Consider the following 17,096-nt stretch of genomic DNA (forward strand, 5'->3'; position numbering starts at 1 on the left):
TGGGCTTCAATCTCATCCAAGGCTTCTTTCGTCATGCCCGGATAGTCAAGCAGGGGCTTGCCGTTGACCACGGCGCTTGAGAAGTTCTCAAAGCTGCTGTCGCCATGTTCGCCCAGAACCCAGGCATTGACTGATTCAATTGGCACTTGCAGCCGCTTGGCCAGCTCCACCCGCAAACGGGCTGAGTCCAGGGAAGTCCCGGTCCCGATGACCCGCTTCTTCGGGAAGCCGGACAATTTCTGGGTCAAAGTGGTCAAGATGTCGACCGGGTTGGCGGAAACGACGAAGATGCCGCTGAAGCCAGAAGCCACGACCGGATCAACGATGCTCTTCAAGATAGCAGCGTTCTTCTTGATCAAGTCAAGGCGGCTTTCACCTGGCTTGCGGGGCACGCCGGCCGTGATAACTACCACGTCAGCGTCAGCCGCGTCGCTGTAGTCGCCAGCTCTGAGCTTGGTTTGGCCCGTGAAGTAGGTCAAGTCTTCCAGGTCTAGGCAGTCGCCCGCGGCCCGGTCCTTATTCAAGTCGCAGATGACCAGTTCGTCCACCCGCGTCGTTTGCAATAAATCGTTGGCAAAGTTGGAGCCGACAGCACCATCGCCAACCAGCAGGACTTTTCTATTCATATTTGTTCCTCCCTCAAGGAAATTCGTTAACCTTATTATAACTGAATTCGGGTCAAATATTTCCTGGGAAATAAAAAACGCGGCCCAGAGGACTGCGTTTCTTAGAAATGTGATGTGATGTGATAAAACTTAAGCTTACTACGACAAAGTAGTTTGCTTGGCGGCGCCTGTTAGTGATAGGAGTAGTGGCGCCGCATGTGATGAGTAAGGAAAAAATAAGTTTGTCTGTCTGTAAGAGACAGGAACCGAAAAATGTTGAAATACATATCTGAGTTCAGAGCCGGCTCTTGCCTGTAAAAAACAAGTAACATAATAGAAAAGCAAAAGCATGGCAACAGCCGCTCCAGAACCTGTTAAGAGGTTTTACCAACCGGTGGCATGCTCGGATCGCCACCCGTCAGTAGTACCGAAAATTATAACGACTGAAGGAGAAAAAATGAGAAAAATAACTAGCCGCATAACTTTCGAAGAATATAGTACTACGGTTTATCTCAATAATCAAAAAAATTGCCTACTTTTTTGATTATTAAAAAAGCGGGCTTTTTGTAAGCGGTTGGGAGAAAAGAAAAACTGCAGATAATTAAGCTTGTGATCTGGTCAACTTTTCTAAAAGGTAGGTACCAAAAGAAAAACGGCTCCAGCAGGATGGGAGCCGTGACATGGTAGATATTCTAATTCTTGTTTGTTTTCTAGTTTTTTGCTTACTAGTTTTTGTATTTCCTGCCTTAAGCAGCCCGCTTCTTGGCCTGGATTTCTTTGAGGCCTGGCAGGGTGATCATGACCAGGAAACTGATGATGTAGAGGGCGGACAAGAAGCCCATAACCACGTACAGGTTGTAGTGGTCCATCAGGGCGCCGATGATGACGGAAGAGAAGCCCCCAATGGCCCGGCCGGTGTTCATGATCAAGTTGTTGGCCGTGGACCGGATTTCAGTCGGGTAGAGCTGGCTGATTACCGCCCCGTAGCCGCCGAACATCCCGTTGGAGAAGAAGCCAGTCAAGGCTCCGGCCAAAAGCATGGCCCAGTAGCTGGTTACATTGACGATGGCAAAGACCACGACCGCGCTGCCCAAAAGGAAGATGCCAAAGGCCCAGCGGGGACCGATCTTGTCCATGATTGTGCCGAAGACCAGCATCCCAATGCTCATGCCGATGATGGTAGCGATCATCCAGTAAGAAGAGCCGGAAACTGACAGGCCCTGCTTTTGCTGCACGATTGATGGCAGCCAGTTCATCAAGCCAAAGTAGCCGGCGATCTGTACGATCGTCATAACCATCAGGCCCAAGGTCTGCAAAGCCAGGCGGGGCGTTTCAAACAAACGGCCGAAGGAGATTTTTTCACTCATTTCTTCTGCCTTCTTGTGAGCGGCCAAAAATTCCTCGCTTTCCTTGACGTGGCGGCGGACGAAGTAGGTCAAGACAACCGGCACTATCCCAAAGAGGAAGAGAGTATTCCAGCCATATGCCGGAATGATCCAGGCAGCCAGAAGAGCAGCCACGATAGACCCGATTTGGCCTCCGATGGCCGCCACTGAGCTGGCCCGGCCGATTTGGTTAGCCTGGAAGTTTTCCGCGATCAAGGCAATCCCGACCCCGTATTCACCCCCGGCCCCGATCCCGGCCAAAAAGCGGAGGGCGTAGAGGGCGGTGATGTTGTGGGCAAAGTAGGTTAAGCCAGTCGCGATGGCAAAAAGAAAGATCGTATAGCTGAAAGTCTTGACCCGGCCGATACGATCTCCTAGCAGCCCAAAGAGCGCGCCACCGAAGAACATTCCGAGGTTGGTAAAAGTTCCGATCCAGCCGCCGGCCGCGGAGCTGATGTGCATCTGCGCGATGATTTCCGACAGGGAGAATGACAGGAACATGACGTCCATGTTTTCCAGCAAGAAGCCGGAAGACATGGAGGCCAAAACCCACTTTTGGTTAGTGGACATTGAGCTGGTATTATCCATTATTAACTTGTACCTCCAAAATTAATGCTCACGGACATTACTTATTTTGTATCGCTACCAATTATTTGCGTTTTTCTTAAGATTGTCAAGGGATATTGGAAAACAATAGTTATTTAATTATTTTCTGCCCGGTCGCTGATGGCCTTTGGCAGGGCGATATTGTGGTGGAGGCTGGGCCAAAGATGCCGGTCAGCTAAAGCAATCATCGGCCCGTTGACCAGGAGGCAAAGGAGGGTGCCAATATTGACAGCATAGATTTTGCCCGTAATAAGCCAGCAGATGCCAGTGAGCAAAAGCGGGACGCTGAAGTTGATCAGCTGGGCCCGGACGACCTTGTTTCTGCAATAGAGAAAGCGGAGAATGTTGGTCGTGTCGTCGTTGGGGTGCATGATCAAGTTTGCTCTTTGATAAAAGGAAATGGAGCAGCCTAAAGTCATGATGCCCAAAAGCCCGGCCGCCAGCCGCCAAGGCAAAGGAAGTCCCGGCAGGCCAAGGGCGGAAAAGAGGCTGGTGAACAAATTGATGAAGTAGCTGAAGCAGGCGATAAAGACGACCTCACCCAAGAAGCGGGGCAGGTCGAAGCGCCGCAAGAGCAGCTGGTTGACCAGAGCTACCAGGCAGCCGGTCAAAAACATGGCCAGGGCAATGCTGGTATGGAAAATATGGGCCAGGTTGACCTCTGACGCCCCCCAGGGAGCCGTGCCGATATTGCTGGAAATGGTGATCCCGTTGCCAAAAGCGTTCAAGACCAGGCCGATCGCCAAAGCTGCCAGGCGGCGGGGTAGAGGGTCAAAGCCTTCACCTGTTTTTGGCTTAAAGGAAGACAAAAGAGTATGGAGAGAAAAGTGAGATTTGCTGATATCCAAAATATGCCTCAATGAAAAAAGATCTGATTTAGTATTAACAATTTTAGTCTATTGATTATCATATATCCAATAGAATTTATCTATAAAAACAAGTGCAAGCTTAGAAACATTTTCAATAGGACGAATCTATCAATAAAATAAAATTGCTTATTATTAAATGTAAGCGGTTTACGGTATACTGAAAAGTGAGAAAAACAACAAAAGGAGTGAAAGCTATGTCAGCTAAGAAGCACCGGTATGCCGCCACGGCCTCTACTGTTTACTTTTCATACTTTATGATGGGGATTGGGATGTCCCTTCTGGCCCAGTTCAAGCCCCAGTTTGCCTCCCTCTGGCACTCTTCAATTTCCGGAGTCCTAAGCGTGGTCAGCGCTGTTGGGATCGGGGGGATCGTCTCCATCTTGATCACTGGCCCTATTTCAGACCACTTTGGCCGCCGGGCCTCAGCCGTCATCGGCCACTTGCTCTGGGCAGTCTACTACATCGGCCTGCTTTACGCTCCGAATTTTGCTGTTGCCTACATTATCGGGATTCTGGGCGGGATCGCCAATTCCTTCTTGAACGCGTCCAACTTCCCGGCCTTGATGGAAATTTTCCCAGAAAGCGCCTCAGTAGCGGGCCTGATGTCCAAGTTTGCCATCAATATCGGCCAATTCTGCCTGCCTTTAGCCATTTTGCTGGGGACGGCCCTGGGTTCGGGCTACCGGACCGTCTTCATGCTGGCTGGCATCTTGTACATCGTCATGGCCTTGATTTTGGCCTTTTCACCATATCCAGACCAGGTCAGCGGTCCAAAAAAGCAGGAAAAAGCCAAGCACGATTTCAACCTGGGCGTCTGGAGCCTGGTTCTGATGGGCTTTACCTCCACGGCTGCCTTCCTGCTCTGGATCAACACCTACCAGGAACTGGCCAAGTCCTACGGGATCGCCAACCCCAGCTCTTTGCAGTCAGTCTACGCGGTCGGGGCCTCAATTGCCGTCCTCTTCAACTCCTTTATCATTAAAAAAGGGGTCAAGGAAATCGACATTTTGATCTGGTACCCCCTGCTCAGCGCGGCTGGCCTGCTTTTGGCCTACTTCATCAAGGCCCCGCAGATTCTCTACCTGACCAGTCTGGCGGTAGGCTTCTTCGCGGCCAGCGGCCTTTATCAGCTGGGCCAAAGCGTCCTGGGGCAGATGTACCCGGACATGAAGGCAACTGTCCAGTCTTGGGGCGGCTTCTTCTCTGCCTTTGCCAATTTCGCCATCATCCAGCTGGCGGCTTCCATTACGGCCCGGACCGGCGCGGCTGCCCCGCGTTTGATCCTGCTTTTGAACGTGGCCAACATGCTGCTTGGCACGGCTTTGGCCTTCGTGGTTAAGCGGGTTGGGCAGAAAAAGCAGGGTAAGACTAATTAATATACCACTTTCAATAAAGATGATCTATTAATAAAAAGACCGGGACTTATTTTTTTAAGTTTCCGGTCTTTTTATAATGAAAGCGATTGTAGAAAAATGATTAGCAGGAGAAGATCTCATGAGCAAAGAAACACTTAAAGCGCAAGCACAAGGCCGTAACGGGGAAATCGACTTTGATATCGAAATCGAAAACCGAGAAATCGCCGATATCAAGGTAACCAAGAGTTCAGAAACCAAGGCTGTCTTCAACCAGGCCTTCGGCCAGCTCCGCGACAACGTTCTGGCTGCCAACAGCTTCAATGTTGACGCTGTTTCCGGGGCCACCATCATGACCAAGGCCATCTTGGAATCCGGACAAAAGGCGCTGGACGAAGCAGGTCTTGAGCCAGCTCCCCGGCCAGTTGACAGAAGCCACAAGGCTGTTACTTTGGACGTTGACGTGGCCGTTGTCGGCTCCGGTATGGCCGGCCTCATCGCTGCCTGCCGGGCCTTGTCCATGGGCAAGAAGGTCGTCGTTTTGGAAAAGAACGGCTATGTCGGCGGGGCTTCAATCTTAAACGGGTCCAACGTGACCGCTACCGGGTCAAAACTGGCCAAGAAAATCTTTGGCTCTTTAGCTGAAGAAGACTCAGCCCAGCGCCTTTTTGACGATATTACCAGAGAATGCCGGGGGACCAACTACCCGGAAATGTCCCATCTGCTGGCCGACAACATCGGCAAGGCCATCGACTTTATCACTGACTTTGCTGGCTTGACCTACCAAAAGGCGGAAACCCAGACCATTGAACACAGCGTCAACCGGCAAGTGGAAATGCCAAGCCAAAGTTCTTACGAAGTCGTAACCAAGGTGGCTGACGCCTTCAAGGCCAAGGGCGGGATCCTGTTGACCGACGCCCGGGTTGAAGAATTAAAGAAGAACCCTGCCGGCGTTTTGACCAGCCTGGTTGCTGAAGGCAAGCACCAAACCACCACGGTCAACTTCAAGTCTCTGGTTTTAGCAGCCGGTGGCTGGGGCGCCAAGGACTTCAAGGAACACAAGACTGATATTCCTTACTACGGGCCAATGACTTCAACCGGTGACTACTTCGGCTTTGCCAAGGGCATGAACCTGGTTACCCGGAACCTGGACTGGTACAAGGTCTACCCGCACGGCTTGGAAGTTGAACCTGGCATTGCCAAATTGACTACTTACTCAACCAAGGAAGCCAGCGACATGGGGGCAATTTTTGTCAACCGGGCCGGCAAGCGGGTAGTCAACGAAAGCCTGCCTTACACCCACTTCCGTGACGCGATCGCCAATGAAAAGGACAAGACTTGCTTTGTCTTGATGGACCAGCGGATTTGGGACCGCTACTACGAACTGATGCTTAAGTACGGCTTCACTGCTGAAGAAGTCCAAGGCTTCTTTGCCAATGATGGCAAAAAGAGCCCAGTTCTGGTCAAGGGTGACCTGGCCACTGTAGCGCAAAAGGCTGGCATCGACTACGGCAACTTGAAGGAAACCTTCGACCACTACCAGGAATACGCCAAGGCTGGCCGCGATCCGGAATTCGGCCGCGATGCCAAGTTCCTGCATGAACTTGAAGGCGACACTTACTACGTCATTGAACAAAAGCTCCGTTTCTGCACCACCATGGGCGGCTACGAAGCCACTAAGGATATGCAGCTTTTGGACAACGACTTTAAGCCAGTTGCCAACTTCTACGCTGCTGGTGAACTGGTTGGCGGGGCTAACGGCAAGGACTCAATGCCGTCAATGATGAACTCCTGGTCCTACGCTTCCGGTTTCGTTGCTGGTACGGCCGCAGCTGACAATGCCAACAACTACGTGCTTGACGCCGTGACCAGCGCCAGCCACGCTCCGGCTCCTAAGCCAGAAGCAACTTCCGGCGCCAGCCACTAGCATTGCTAACTATTCACAAATTTCCTCCTAAGGCAAAAAGGGGATATGTGAAAATATACACTTTGTCCTTTTTTGCCGCGGGAACCTTCTTCCTTACAAAAACTTGCTAAAAAAGCCCAAGCTGATGCTTGGGCTTTTTCTTGTTAAACGAGTTTATGTTCGTTATTGTAATGCTTCCGGCAGTAAGACTTGATAAATTGTTCGAATCTGGTTACGGCCGGGGTCAAGAAGTGGTCGGACTTTTTCACGACAAAGATCGGGTGAACGCCGACATTGTTTTCAATATGCAAAAGCTTGACCGTCTGCGGGTCCAGCTGGGGCAAATGCGGCACGATAGCTACCCCGTAGCCCCAGTGAACGAAGCCGATGATAGTGTGGTCTTCCATGGATTCCATGACGATCTTCGGCTTCACGCCGGCTTCAGCGAACATCTTGTCCAGGCGCTGGCGCAGGCCGCTTTGCTTGCTGTAGTAGATCATCGGGAACTTGGCCAAATCAGCCAGGGAGACAGAGTCCTTTTTGGCTAGAGGATTGGAGAAGGGGACGACAGCCAGCATTTCCTGGTCAACCAGGTGGGAGATGTCGACCTTGTCCTCCGGGCCAGGCAGGTCAGGAGCGGATGAGACGACCAGGTCCAGGTCATCATTGACCAGCTGTTCAACCAAATCGTCAGTTGTCCCCTGCACGAAGGAGAAGGAAATGTCCTTGGTGTCTTTTTCCTGCTTAAACTTGTAGATCAGCTGGGGAATCAAGTCCTGGCCCATGGTAAAGGTGAAGCCGACCCGGATATGACCCCGGTTGACGTCCAGCAATTCGGCAATGTATTCGCCGCCCCGGTCCAGGTCGCTTAAACCGCTCTTGACGTATTCCAGGTAGATCTTGCCATAGTTGGTTAAGCGGATGTTCCGGCCTTCTTTTTCAAAAAGGGGCACGCCAAGTTCTTCCTCAATGCTGCTGATGGCGTAGGAGAGGGAAGGCTGGGAGATGCCCAGCTTTTCAGCGGCCTTGGCCATGTGCTCCGTCTTGGCCAGCTCGACGAAGAAACGCAGATGTCGAATGTTCATATTTGCCTCCAAATCATCACAACAGTTTTTCCATGCCTATATTATACCGTTAAACAAGAACTGATAAAATGCTTTTATCAATAATTTTGCCTTGCCTTATTTATCACGAAAGCTGAAAACGATAACATAATAGTGAATTGAGAAAAAAGTAACTTGTTGTATAAGTTTAAAGGAGATTCCAGAAATGGCAGACGAAAGAAACAACGAGATTGAAGAAACGAAGATTCAAGGCGTAAGCGGCCCAATCACCGGCTGGCTTGACGGGCACACGATTTTGGTCGGCTTGATGGCTTACCCGATCCGCCACACCATGTCACCAACCATGCACAACAACGCTTTTGCCAAGTTGGGCTTGAACGGGGCTTACCTTTGCTTTGAAATCGACAACGAAAAGCTGCCAGGCGCTATCGACGCTATCCGGACCTTGGACATGCGGGGGTCAAACGTCTCAATGCCAAACAAGAAGAAGGTCATCCCTTACCTGGACAAGCTGGACAAGACTTCACAAATGTGTGACGCCGTTAACACCATCGTCAACGAACACGGCGTTTTGACCGGCTACACCACTGACGGCATGGGCTGGCTGCGGGCCTTGAAGAAGGACGGCCAAGACGTTAAGGGCAAGGTTATCACTTTGGCCGGTGCCGGCGGTGCCGCTACTCCAATCGCTGTTACTGCTTCTCTGGAAGGCGCCAAGGAAATCCGCATCTTCAACCGGGACGACGACAAGTGGGCACAAGCAGTCAAGAACGTTGAAACCATCAACAAGGAAACTGACTGCGTGGCCAGCGTTCACCACCTGGAAGACAAGGAAGACTTCAAGAAGTCAATCGCTGAATCAGACATCTACTGCGATGCTACCAGCGTAGGGATGAACCCATTGCAAGACCAGACTTTGGTTGAAGACCCATCATGGTTCCACGAAGACATGGTTGTTTCCGACACTGTTTACGCACCACGCAAGACCAAGCTGATGGAAGTCGCTGAAAAGGCCGGCGTAAAGCACATCTACAACGGGATCGGCATGATGATCGAACAAGGTGCCGCTGCCTTTAAGCTGTGGACTGGCAAGGAAATGCCAACCGACTACATCCAGGAAATCATGGATGCCAACAAGTAATCTGTAATTTTTAACCTGCAAATTTAATAGAAATTGGTTTAAATCAATACCTTCTGCAGCTGAATACTCGCCGACAGAAGGTATTTTTGGAAGGACAAAATCATGAAAAAGAACAAATACATGATGACTGCCTTCATGCTGTACATGAACTACTTCGTGCACGGGATGGGCGTTATCATTATTTCGCAAAACGCCACCAACCTGGCCCACCAGTGGGGCACGACCGCGACCGGCGCCATTGCCGTAGTCTCCTCTTTGGGGGTTGGGAGAATCATCAACCTGCTGATTTCCGGGATCCTGTCTGACAAGTTCGGCAGAAAGCCGTTCGTGCAATTGGGGATCGTCTTCTACCTGATCTTCTTCGTCGGCCTGCTTTTCTCTAAGAGCGTGACTGTGGCCTACATTTTGGGGATCTGCGCCGGGATGGCCAACTCCTTCCTGGACACTGGTACTTACCCAGCCTTGATGGAAATCTTCCCAGATGCCAAGGGGACTTCCAACGTTGTTTTGAAGGCCTTCATCTCTGGCGCCCAGTTCCTCTTGCCATTCATCGTCAGCGGCCTGGCAAGTGCCGGCGCATGGTACGGCTGGTCAATCGTGATTCCAGCTGCCATCCTGGTTATCACCTTCATCTACTTCCTTAAGGGTGCCTTCCCAGACTCCAAGGCAGTTGCTGAAGCTGAAGAAAAGAAGGCTGAAGAAGCTGAAGCAGCGGCTGCTGCTGACAGCGACAAGCCGGCAGTCAAGTCCAACAAGTGGCTGGACGGTACCTTGTTCATCCTTTACGGCTACATTTCCCAAGCTACCTTCTACATGGTCAGCCAAATGCTGACCCAATACGGGCAACAAATCAGCCACATGAGCGACAGCGCTGCCCACGCCCTGGTTTCCTGGTACTCACTTGGTTCAATCTGCTGCGTTCTGTTTACTGCAGTGATCGGCCGCAAGTTCAAGGAAGTGCAATTGGTCCCAATCTACACTTTGGGTGCCTTTATCGCCATCTTCTTGATGTGGGCATACCCAGCCAGCGCCGTTTTGATGGGCATTCTGGCCTTCGCCGTTGGTTTCTTTGCCGCTGGTGGCGTAATGCAGCTGGGCTTGACGGTTATGGCCGACTTCTTCCCAGCTGGCAAGGGGACGGTTACTGGTTTCTTCTACACTGCCGGTTCAATCGCTTCCTTCACTATTCCTTTGGTCATCAACGCTTTGCCAGGGATGAGAGAAGTTATGTTCTTTGACGTGATCGTTGCCCTGCTGGGCTTCGTGGACACGACCATCATTGCTATCCGTTACAAGCACCTGTTTGGTTCACTGAAGAAGTAATTTTTTTAAAAAAGCAAAAAACATAAAAACAGAAGGTATTAATATGACTACTGTAAAAGTTAGAAACATTGTTTTGGGCGAAGGCCTGCCAAAAATTGCCGTGCCAAACGTCGGCGTGACTGAAGAAGAAATTCTGGCTTCAGCCAAGGAAATTGCGGCTGCCAAGCCTGACATCATGGAATGGCGGATCGACTACTACGAAGCCGGCATCAAGGACAATGAAAAGCTGATCGCTACGGCCAAGGCTTTGCGGGACGTAGTCGGCGAACTGCCAGTTCTGGTTACTTTCAGAACCAAGAACGAAGGCGGCGTCCTGGAACTGGGTGAAGACGAATACCTGGATCTGGTGGCTACTGTAGTAACCAACCGCTTGGGTGACGCGGTCGACATCGAACTTTTCCACGATGAAGAAAGAGTCAAGGACCTGGTTAAGCAAGCCCACAACTACAACGTGGTAGTTATCATGAGCAACCACGACTTTGAAAAGGTGCCAGCCAAGGATGTCATCGAATTCCGCTTGAAGAAGATGGCTGAATTGGGTGCTGACGTGCCAAAACTGGCCTGCATGCCGCACAGCGCTGACGACGTTTTGACCCTTTTGAGCGCGACTAACGACGCCCGCAAGGTACTCTCAACGCCAATCATCACCATGGCAATGGCTGACTTGGGCAAGGTCAGCCGGATTGCCGGCCAAGTCTTCGGCTCCTGCTTGTCATTCGGTGCCGTTGGCAAGACTTCAGCACCTGGTCAATTGTCAATCGAAGACTTGAGAAACGCTGAAAATTACTTGGAATTGCACTAATAACCAAGAGAAACGCTTTTCCTGAAAAGAAAGCTCCCGTATCAATCGCGATACGGGAGCTTTTTTGGTGGGGAGAGATTGTTATTTTTTTCTTAGGCTAATTGCTTAAATCTTCGCCGTCACTGGCGATAACCTTCTTGTACCAGTAGAAGGAGTCCTTTGGAATTCGCTTGAGACTGCCTTCGCCCTTGTCATCGCGGTCAACGTAGACAAAACCGTAGCGCTTGCGCATTTCACCGGTTCCGGCGGAAACCAGGTCGATGCAGCCCCACATTTCGTAGCCCATCAGGTTAACGCCGTCGAGGTTGATGGCGTCGCGCATGGAAGAGATGCACTGCTGCAGGTAGGAGATTCTTTCCGGGTCGTGGATCTTGCCGTCTTCACTGATCTGGTCCTTGACCCCGATGCCGTTTTCCACGATCCAGAGCGGCTTGTGGTAACGGTCCCAGAGCTGGTTCAAGGCGATCCGCAATACGTCCGGGTCGATCGTCCAGCCCCAGTCATTGGTCTTAAGGTAAGGGTTCTTGACCCCCATGGCCAGGTTGCCGCCAGCTGTGTCGTCAGTTTCATGGGTGGTTACAACGGATGAAGAGTAGCAGGAGAAGCTGAGGAAGTCAGCCGGGTACTGGGCCAGGAGCTCGTAGTCGCTGTCTTCGTCGTCCAGCTTGATCCCTTCAGCTTCGTACTTCTTCAAGATCCAGTTTGGGTAGCGGCCGCCGGTCTGGACATCACTGTAAAAGAGGGTGGCGTCGCTTTGCTTGAGGGCCTTCAATTGGTCCTTCGGGTCAGCCGTCAAGGCGTAGACCGGGCCGTAAGCCAGCATCTGGCCGACCTTGATTTCTGGGTCGATTTCCCGGGCCGCCTTGACCGTCAAAGCGCTGGCCACGAATTGGTTGTGGGCGCCTTGGGCCTTGCTTTGGGCATCATCGGTCAAAATACCGGCTGCCATGTAAGGGCTGAGGCTCATCATGTTGATTTCATTGAAGGTCAGGTAGTATTTAACCAGGCCCTTGTAGCGCTGCATGACCGTTTTGGCGTAGTTGACGAAGAAGTCGATCAGCTTGCGGCTGGTCCAGCCATTGTACTTGATAGAGAGATTAAGCGGAGTTTCATAGTGAGACAGGGTAACCAAAGGTTCAATGCCGTACTTGCGGCATTCCTGGAAAACTTTTTCGTAGAATTCCAAGCCCTTTTCGTTTGGCTGGTCATCATCGCCATTTGGAAAAATCCGGGCCCAGTTGATGGAGAGGCGGAAGCACTTGAAGCCCATCTCGCTCATCAGCTTGATATCTTCCTGGTAGTGGTGGTAGAAGTCAGTTGCCGTGTGGCTTGGGTAGTAGTAGCCGTCCAAAACAGCCGGTTCTGCTCCTTCCGGGAAGGTCATTGACTGGCCAAAGGCCATTGGCACATAGCCGCTTTCCCCGGTCTGCGGGTTCTTCCAGGTGATCTTTCTGGCTTCAGTGTGGGAGCCGTTGGTCATTACATCGGCCGTGCTGAGGCCCTTGCCGTCTTCTAAATAGGCGCCTTCATACTGATTGGCGGCAGTGGCCCCGCCCCAGAGGAAGTTTTTTGGAAATTTTGCCATGATTTATCTCCTTATCTGTTATTGCTTTTATTTTTACTAGCTATATTACCTGTGTTTAATGCACGAAAAGATTTGCCGGAGGCAAATCTTTCCATGAACGTTTTTGAGAGAAATATGTATTAGTGTTTTGCCGCTAGGACAGAGCCAGCAGCTGGTCGCCGGCCTTAACCGCGCTAAGTTTGCTGTCGCCAATTTCATGGTAGGACTTGGAATTGGTGATGATGACCGGCGTGGTCAGGTCGTAGCCCTTGGCCTTGATAGCGTCCAGGTCAAACTTGACCAGTGGCTGGCCGGCCTTGACTTCTTGGTCCTTGGAGACCAGGACTTCGAAGCCTTCGCCGTTAAGTTCAACCGTGTCCATGCCGATGTGGATCAAGATTTCCGCGCCGTTCTTGCTCTTCAGGCCAATAGCGTGGCCGGTTGGGAAGACCAGGCTGACCGTGCCGTCAACTGGTGACTTCAAAAGACCTTCGCTTGGCTTGATGGCAATGCCATCGCCCATAGCGCCGGAAGAGAAGACTTCGTCTTTTACTTCGCTTAACGGGCAAACTTCACCGGCAACTGGGGCCAGGATAGTTTCACCGGCAACAGTTACTGAAGGACCTTCTGCTGGAGCAGCAGTTTCAGTAGTTTGAGTAGTTTCTTCTTCCCCGTAAAGGCGAGGAACCTTGGTCATCATGGTCAAGGCAAAGCCAAGGATCAGTGAGATGACCGCGCAGATAGCCAGGTTGATCACACTGGCGAATGAACCAGTCTTAGGGTTGATGTATGAAGGGAAGGCGAAGATTCCCATACCACCCATGGCGTAACCAGTCACGTTGGTTAAGCCGCAGTAGATACCTTGGATGGCACCAGCGATACAAGTCATGATGAATGGCGTCTTCATCGGCAGGGTAACCCCGTAGATAGCCGGTTCAGTAACCCCGAAGATTGAGGAAATCAGGGCCGGGGTAGCAAGCTCCTTGACCTTCTTTTCCTTGGTCTTGATCATGATGGCAGCCAAAGCCCCAGTTTGGGCGAAGCAGACGGCAACTGACGGGTTCAGGAGAACTGACCAGCCCTTTTGGGCAAAGTCCATGATAGCCAGAGGAACCAGACCCCAGTGCAGGCCGAACATAACCAGTACTTGCCAGAGCCCACCAAGAACTGCCCCGTAAAGCATCGGGCTGAACTTGTAAATAGCCTGGAAGACAACCCCAACCCAGTTTGACAGGGTGTTGGCGATTGGCCCGATCAAGAGTATGGACAAAGGTACTGAGATCAGAAGGGTGAAGAATGGAACAGCGAACATCTTGATGTCAGTTGGCATCCATTTCTTCATCCGCTTTTCAACCAGGGAGGCAAACCAAACGGCCAGGATAATTGGAATCACCGTTTGGAAGTAGCCGCCGCTCGGCAATTTGATCGGCAGGCCGAAGAAGGTAGTAGTCGCCTTAACGGTCGTGCTCAAGGTCGGGTAGAGCATAGCCCCAGCCAGTGCCAGGCCAGTGAACTGGTCAAGCTTGAACTTCCGGGCAGCAGTCAAGGCCAGGAAGAATGGCAGGTATTGGAACATCCCATCGCCCATGGCATTGAAGATGATGTAAATACCGTTAGTAGAAGCCATCCCAGTAGCAGCCAGGAGGGCAGTTACGCCTTTAAGCATACCGGCGGCACAGAGGGCGCCCAGGAAAGGCTGGAAGATGCTGGAGATCAAGTCGACGAAGCGGTCGAAGAGGTTGCCCTTAGGCGCGTCTTCCGCGTCGTCTTCAGCGACTTCCCCAACCCCCTTGATGTGGGAGTTTTTGAGAACCGCGTCGTAAACGTCGGCGACTTCGTTGCCGATAACCACTTGGTATTGGCCGCCGGCTTTAGCAACGGTGATGACCCCGTCGCGCTTCTTCAGGTAGTCGGTGTCAGCCTTGGATTCGTCTTTTAACACAAAGCGCAGTCTGGTCACGCAGTGCTTGAGGGAGGAGACGTTCTCTTCCCCGCCGACGTGCGCGACGATGTCTTTGGCTAGTTCATCGTAATTTTTTGCCATAATCGTTATCCTCACTTTTACAATTTGTCAAAATAAAAACCCGCAAGCCAGGATTCTTCACGTGGAAAAGATAGAAAGAGTCCTGTATATGCTTGCGGGTTCATGCCTAGTCGAACTAGTAACACACCTGGTTTAAGCGAAAAAAAGAACCTATCGGTAAATCAAGTAAGACTGACAAATGATATTGCCAGCGGCTGATTTCGTGATAGGTTCATGCCTGATTTAACAGTAACACGCTTAAGACATTTATTATGATAACGCTTCATAAAAGCGCTGTCAACAGAAAATGCGGAATTTTTTATTTTTTAGCGGTGAGTCACCCGCCAGATGTGAAGAATCAAGTAGGTCTGGTCATCGGCTGACAGGGTCCAGTCATCTTCCCGCTTGAGATACTGGGCAATCCGGTCGACCGTGTCTTTTTCTTTTGGGTACTTGGCAACCATCAGCTGCAGGAGGGCAGGGTCCAGTTCGGCGCTATTTTCCTTGCCGGTCAAGTGGCGGATGATCAGGGCCCGGAGGTGGGTAATGAAGCGCTCGTAATTGAAGCTGTCGGTATCCAGGGTGATCCCGTATTGGTATTGGACAATATTGACAATCCCGCCCAAGTAGCGGGTCATCCGCATGGTGTCTTGCAGTTTGGAACCGTCGGATTCGGCATTGATGAAGTGGTAGGTTAAAGATACGGCTTCAGAACAGTCGAAGGTTAGGTGGACAGTGTCAGAGATGATCTTTAGGGCTTCTTTAGCCGCGGCGTATTCTTTTGGAAAGAGGGTCTTGGTTTCCCAGCTGCCGCTCATGGGGTTGAGTTCCGCTCCGTCCAGGGTCCGCTTGATCATGAAGTCGATGTGGTCAGCCAGGGCAAAGTACTGGTAGCCGGTAAAGGAGATGCCGTACTTGCTTTCCAGCATTTCGCAGACCTGGTCAGTGGCGGCAAAGGACTGGGGATCAATGCCCTTGACGATGTCCGGTTCGACCTGGTCGATTTCGTCTTGAGCTTTAAAGCGGCGTTCGATTTTGCTTTCATCGACAGGCATCCCTGGTTTAAGCCCAAAGCCAATCCCCTTGCCAATGACGACCCAGTCTTTGCCAGCTGAGTCTTTGACAAGGGCAGCGTTGTTGTTGTAGTTTTTGATAAATTCCATAGCAAGTCCTCGTTAACAAATCATAATCGCGTCATTATTCAATGTTAGCGTTAACAGAGATAATTTGTCAATCCGCTTTTTACATAGAGAGTTTAGTGGGTATTTTTGAAATTATTGGTAAAACAATAGAAAAAATAGATTGATAAAAGTGGCAGATTGCCTTTCTTTATAGAGTGGCAAGCGCTAGCATATTTTTTAGAGATAAAAACAAAGGACTGAAAAGATGACTGACGAAAGAAGCAATGACATTTTACCGGTAAAAATCAACGGGATTACCGGACCAGTAACCGGCTGGCTGGACGGGCACACCATCTTGTTGGGCCTGTTCGCGAATCCAATCAGACACTCAGTTTCACCGACCATGCACAACAATGCCATGGCTAAGCTGGGCTTGAATGGGGCTTACCTCTGCTTTGAAATCGGGCCGGACCGGATCGGGGACGCGGTCAAGGCCCTGCGGACTTTGGACATGCGGGGAGCCAACGTGTCCATGCCAAACAAGCAGGCGATCATTCCCTACCTGGACAAGCTGGACCCGGCAGCAAAAATCTGCGGGGCGGTCAACACGGTGGTCAATGACCATGGCTTTTTGACGGGCTATACCACTGACGGGACGGGCTGGCTGCGGTCTTTGCAAGAAGACGGCCAGGACGTGAAGGGGCAGGTCATGACTTTAGCCGGTGCCGGCGGGGCAGCGATTCCGATTGCTGTAGCCGCGGCTATGGGCGGAGCCAAGGAAATCAGAATTTTTAATATCCACGACCGCAACTGGGAACCAGCCAAAGGCAAGGTAGCCGCGATCAATGAAGCGACTGACTGTGTCTGCAGCTTGAACCCAATGGAAGACAAGGAAGCTTTCAAGCAGTCGATCGCTGAATCCAGGATCTACTGCGACGCGACCGGAGTAGGGATGCCGCCACTGGACGACCTGTCACTGGTGGAAGATCCATCTTGGCTGCATGCGGACATGGTTGTCAGCGACACGGTGTATGAACCGCGGGAGACCAAGTTGATGAAGATCGCCAAAGAGGCCGGCGTCAAGCACATCTATAACGGTCTGGGCATGGTGGTCGGCCAAGGAGCAGAGTCCTTCAAGCTCTGGACTGGCAAGGAGATGCCGGTTGACTACATCAAGGAAATCGTCGCTAAGGCGTAAGAAAAGCGGACAAGTTTGGCTTGTCCGCTTTTTTGCTGCTTACTTCTTCTTGAGCAGCTTCTTGTACATGGCCCGGTCTGCCTCGGGGATGCCCAGGAGGTCCATGGCTCCGTCTGGAGTTAAGTTGGTGGTGTTCA

Annotated in this window: 13 protein-coding genes; 6 read left to right on the forward strand and 7 right to left on the reverse strand. The window is 51.3% G+C overall.

Annotation, left to right across the window (positions count from 1 at the left end):
• The 3 genes from ACI32D_RS00260 to ACI32D_RS00270 all read right to left on the reverse strand — a co-directional run.
• The coding region (locus tag ACI32D_RS00260; RefSeq protein ID WP_439774684.1) for a lactate/malate family dehydrogenase at positions 1-626 on the reverse strand (626 nt) is incomplete at its 3' end.
• 725 nt (positions 627-1,351) lie between these two features.
• On the reverse strand, positions 1,352-2,578 hold the full coding sequence (locus ACI32D_RS00265; protein ID WP_439774685.1) for an MFS transporter: 1,227 nt from the start codon (positions 2,576-2,578) through the stop codon (positions 1,352-1,354).
• Positions 2,579-2,691: 113 nt separating this feature from the next.
• Positions 2,692-3,405 (reverse strand): YczE/YyaS/YitT family protein, encoded by a 714-nt coding sequence (locus ACI32D_RS00270; protein ID WP_439774686.1) that lies wholly within the window; start codon positions 3,403-3,405, stop codon positions 2,692-2,694.
• A 254-nt stretch (positions 3,406-3,659) separates the two neighbouring features.
• Here ACI32D_RS00270 and ACI32D_RS00275 point away from each other — a divergent pair, with 254 nt between their 5' ends.
• Together ACI32D_RS00275 and ACI32D_RS00280 are read left to right on the forward strand one after the other, a co-directional pair.
• Positions 3,660-4,841: an MFS transporter gene (locus ACI32D_RS00275; protein ID WP_439774687.1), complete on the forward strand. Its 1,182-nt coding sequence runs from the start codon at positions 3,660-3,662 to the stop codon at positions 4,839-4,841.
• Positions 4,842-4,959: 118 nt separating this feature from the next.
• Entirely contained in the window at positions 4,960-6,744 is a 1,785-nt protein-coding gene (locus ACI32D_RS00280; RefSeq protein WP_439774688.1) for an FAD-dependent oxidoreductase, read from the forward strand.
• A 143-nt stretch (positions 6,745-6,887) separates the two neighbouring features.
• Here ACI32D_RS00280 and ACI32D_RS00285 read toward each other — a convergent pair whose 3' ends face one another.
• Complete coding sequence (locus ACI32D_RS00285) at positions 6,888-7,808, reverse strand: LysR family transcriptional regulator (RefSeq protein WP_439774689.1); 921 nt, start codon at positions 7,806-7,808, stop codon at positions 6,888-6,890.
• Positions 7,809-7,992: 184 nt separating this feature from the next.
• Between ACI32D_RS00285 and ACI32D_RS00290 the strand changes: the two genes are divergently transcribed.
• The 3 genes from ACI32D_RS00290 to aroD all read left to right on the forward strand — a co-directional run bounded on the left by ACI32D_RS00290 (position 7,993) and on the right by aroD (position 11,053).
• Positions 7,993-8,928 (forward strand): shikimate dehydrogenase, encoded by a 936-nt coding sequence (locus ACI32D_RS00290; protein WP_439774690.1) that lies wholly within the window; start codon positions 7,993-7,995, stop codon positions 8,926-8,928.
• Between the two features lie 102 nt (positions 8,929-9,030).
• Positions 9,031-10,251, forward strand: a complete 1,221-nt coding sequence (locus ACI32D_RS00295) for an MFS transporter (protein WP_439774691.1) — start codon at positions 9,031-9,033, stop codon at positions 10,249-10,251.
• Positions 10,252-10,294: 43 nt separating this feature from the next.
• Positions 10,295-11,053, forward strand: coding sequence for a type I 3-dehydroquinate dehydratase (gene aroD / locus ACI32D_RS00300; RefSeq protein WP_439774692.1), 759 nt, complete (start codon positions 10,295-10,297; stop codon positions 11,051-11,053).
• A gap of 97 nt (positions 11,054-11,150) precedes the next feature.
• Here the strand turns inward: aroD and ACI32D_RS00305 are convergent, their stop codons facing one another.
• From ACI32D_RS00305 to ACI32D_RS00315, 3 genes are all read right to left on the reverse strand, one after another.
• The gene (locus ACI32D_RS00305; protein WP_439774693.1) at positions 11,151-12,638 is read right to left on the reverse strand and encodes a glycoside hydrolase family 1 protein; all 1,488 of its coding nucleotides are present in this window, start codon (positions 12,636-12,638) and stop codon (positions 11,151-11,153) included.
• Between the two features lie 133 nt (positions 12,639-12,771).
• Positions 12,772-14,661, reverse strand: a complete 1,890-nt coding sequence (locus ACI32D_RS00310; protein WP_439774694.1) for a beta-glucoside-specific PTS transporter subunit IIABC — start codon at positions 14,659-14,661, stop codon at positions 12,772-12,774.
• A gap of 305 nt (positions 14,662-14,966) precedes the next feature.
• Positions 14,967-15,803, reverse strand: coding sequence for a PRD domain-containing protein (locus tag ACI32D_RS00315; protein WP_439774695.1), 837 nt, complete (start codon positions 15,801-15,803; stop codon positions 14,967-14,969).
• Between the two features lie 223 nt (positions 15,804-16,026).
• Here ACI32D_RS00315 and ACI32D_RS00320 point away from each other — a divergent pair, with 223 nt between their 5' ends.
• Complete coding sequence (locus ACI32D_RS00320; RefSeq protein WP_439774696.1) at positions 16,027-16,959, forward strand: shikimate dehydrogenase; 933 nt, start codon at positions 16,027-16,029, stop codon at positions 16,957-16,959.
• The last annotated feature ends 137 nt before the right edge of the window (positions 16,960-17,096 follow it).

The organism is Lactobacillus sp. (assembly GCF_051873315.1).
Lineage (GTDB): Bacteria > Bacillota > Bacilli > Lactobacillales > Lactobacillaceae > Lactobacillus.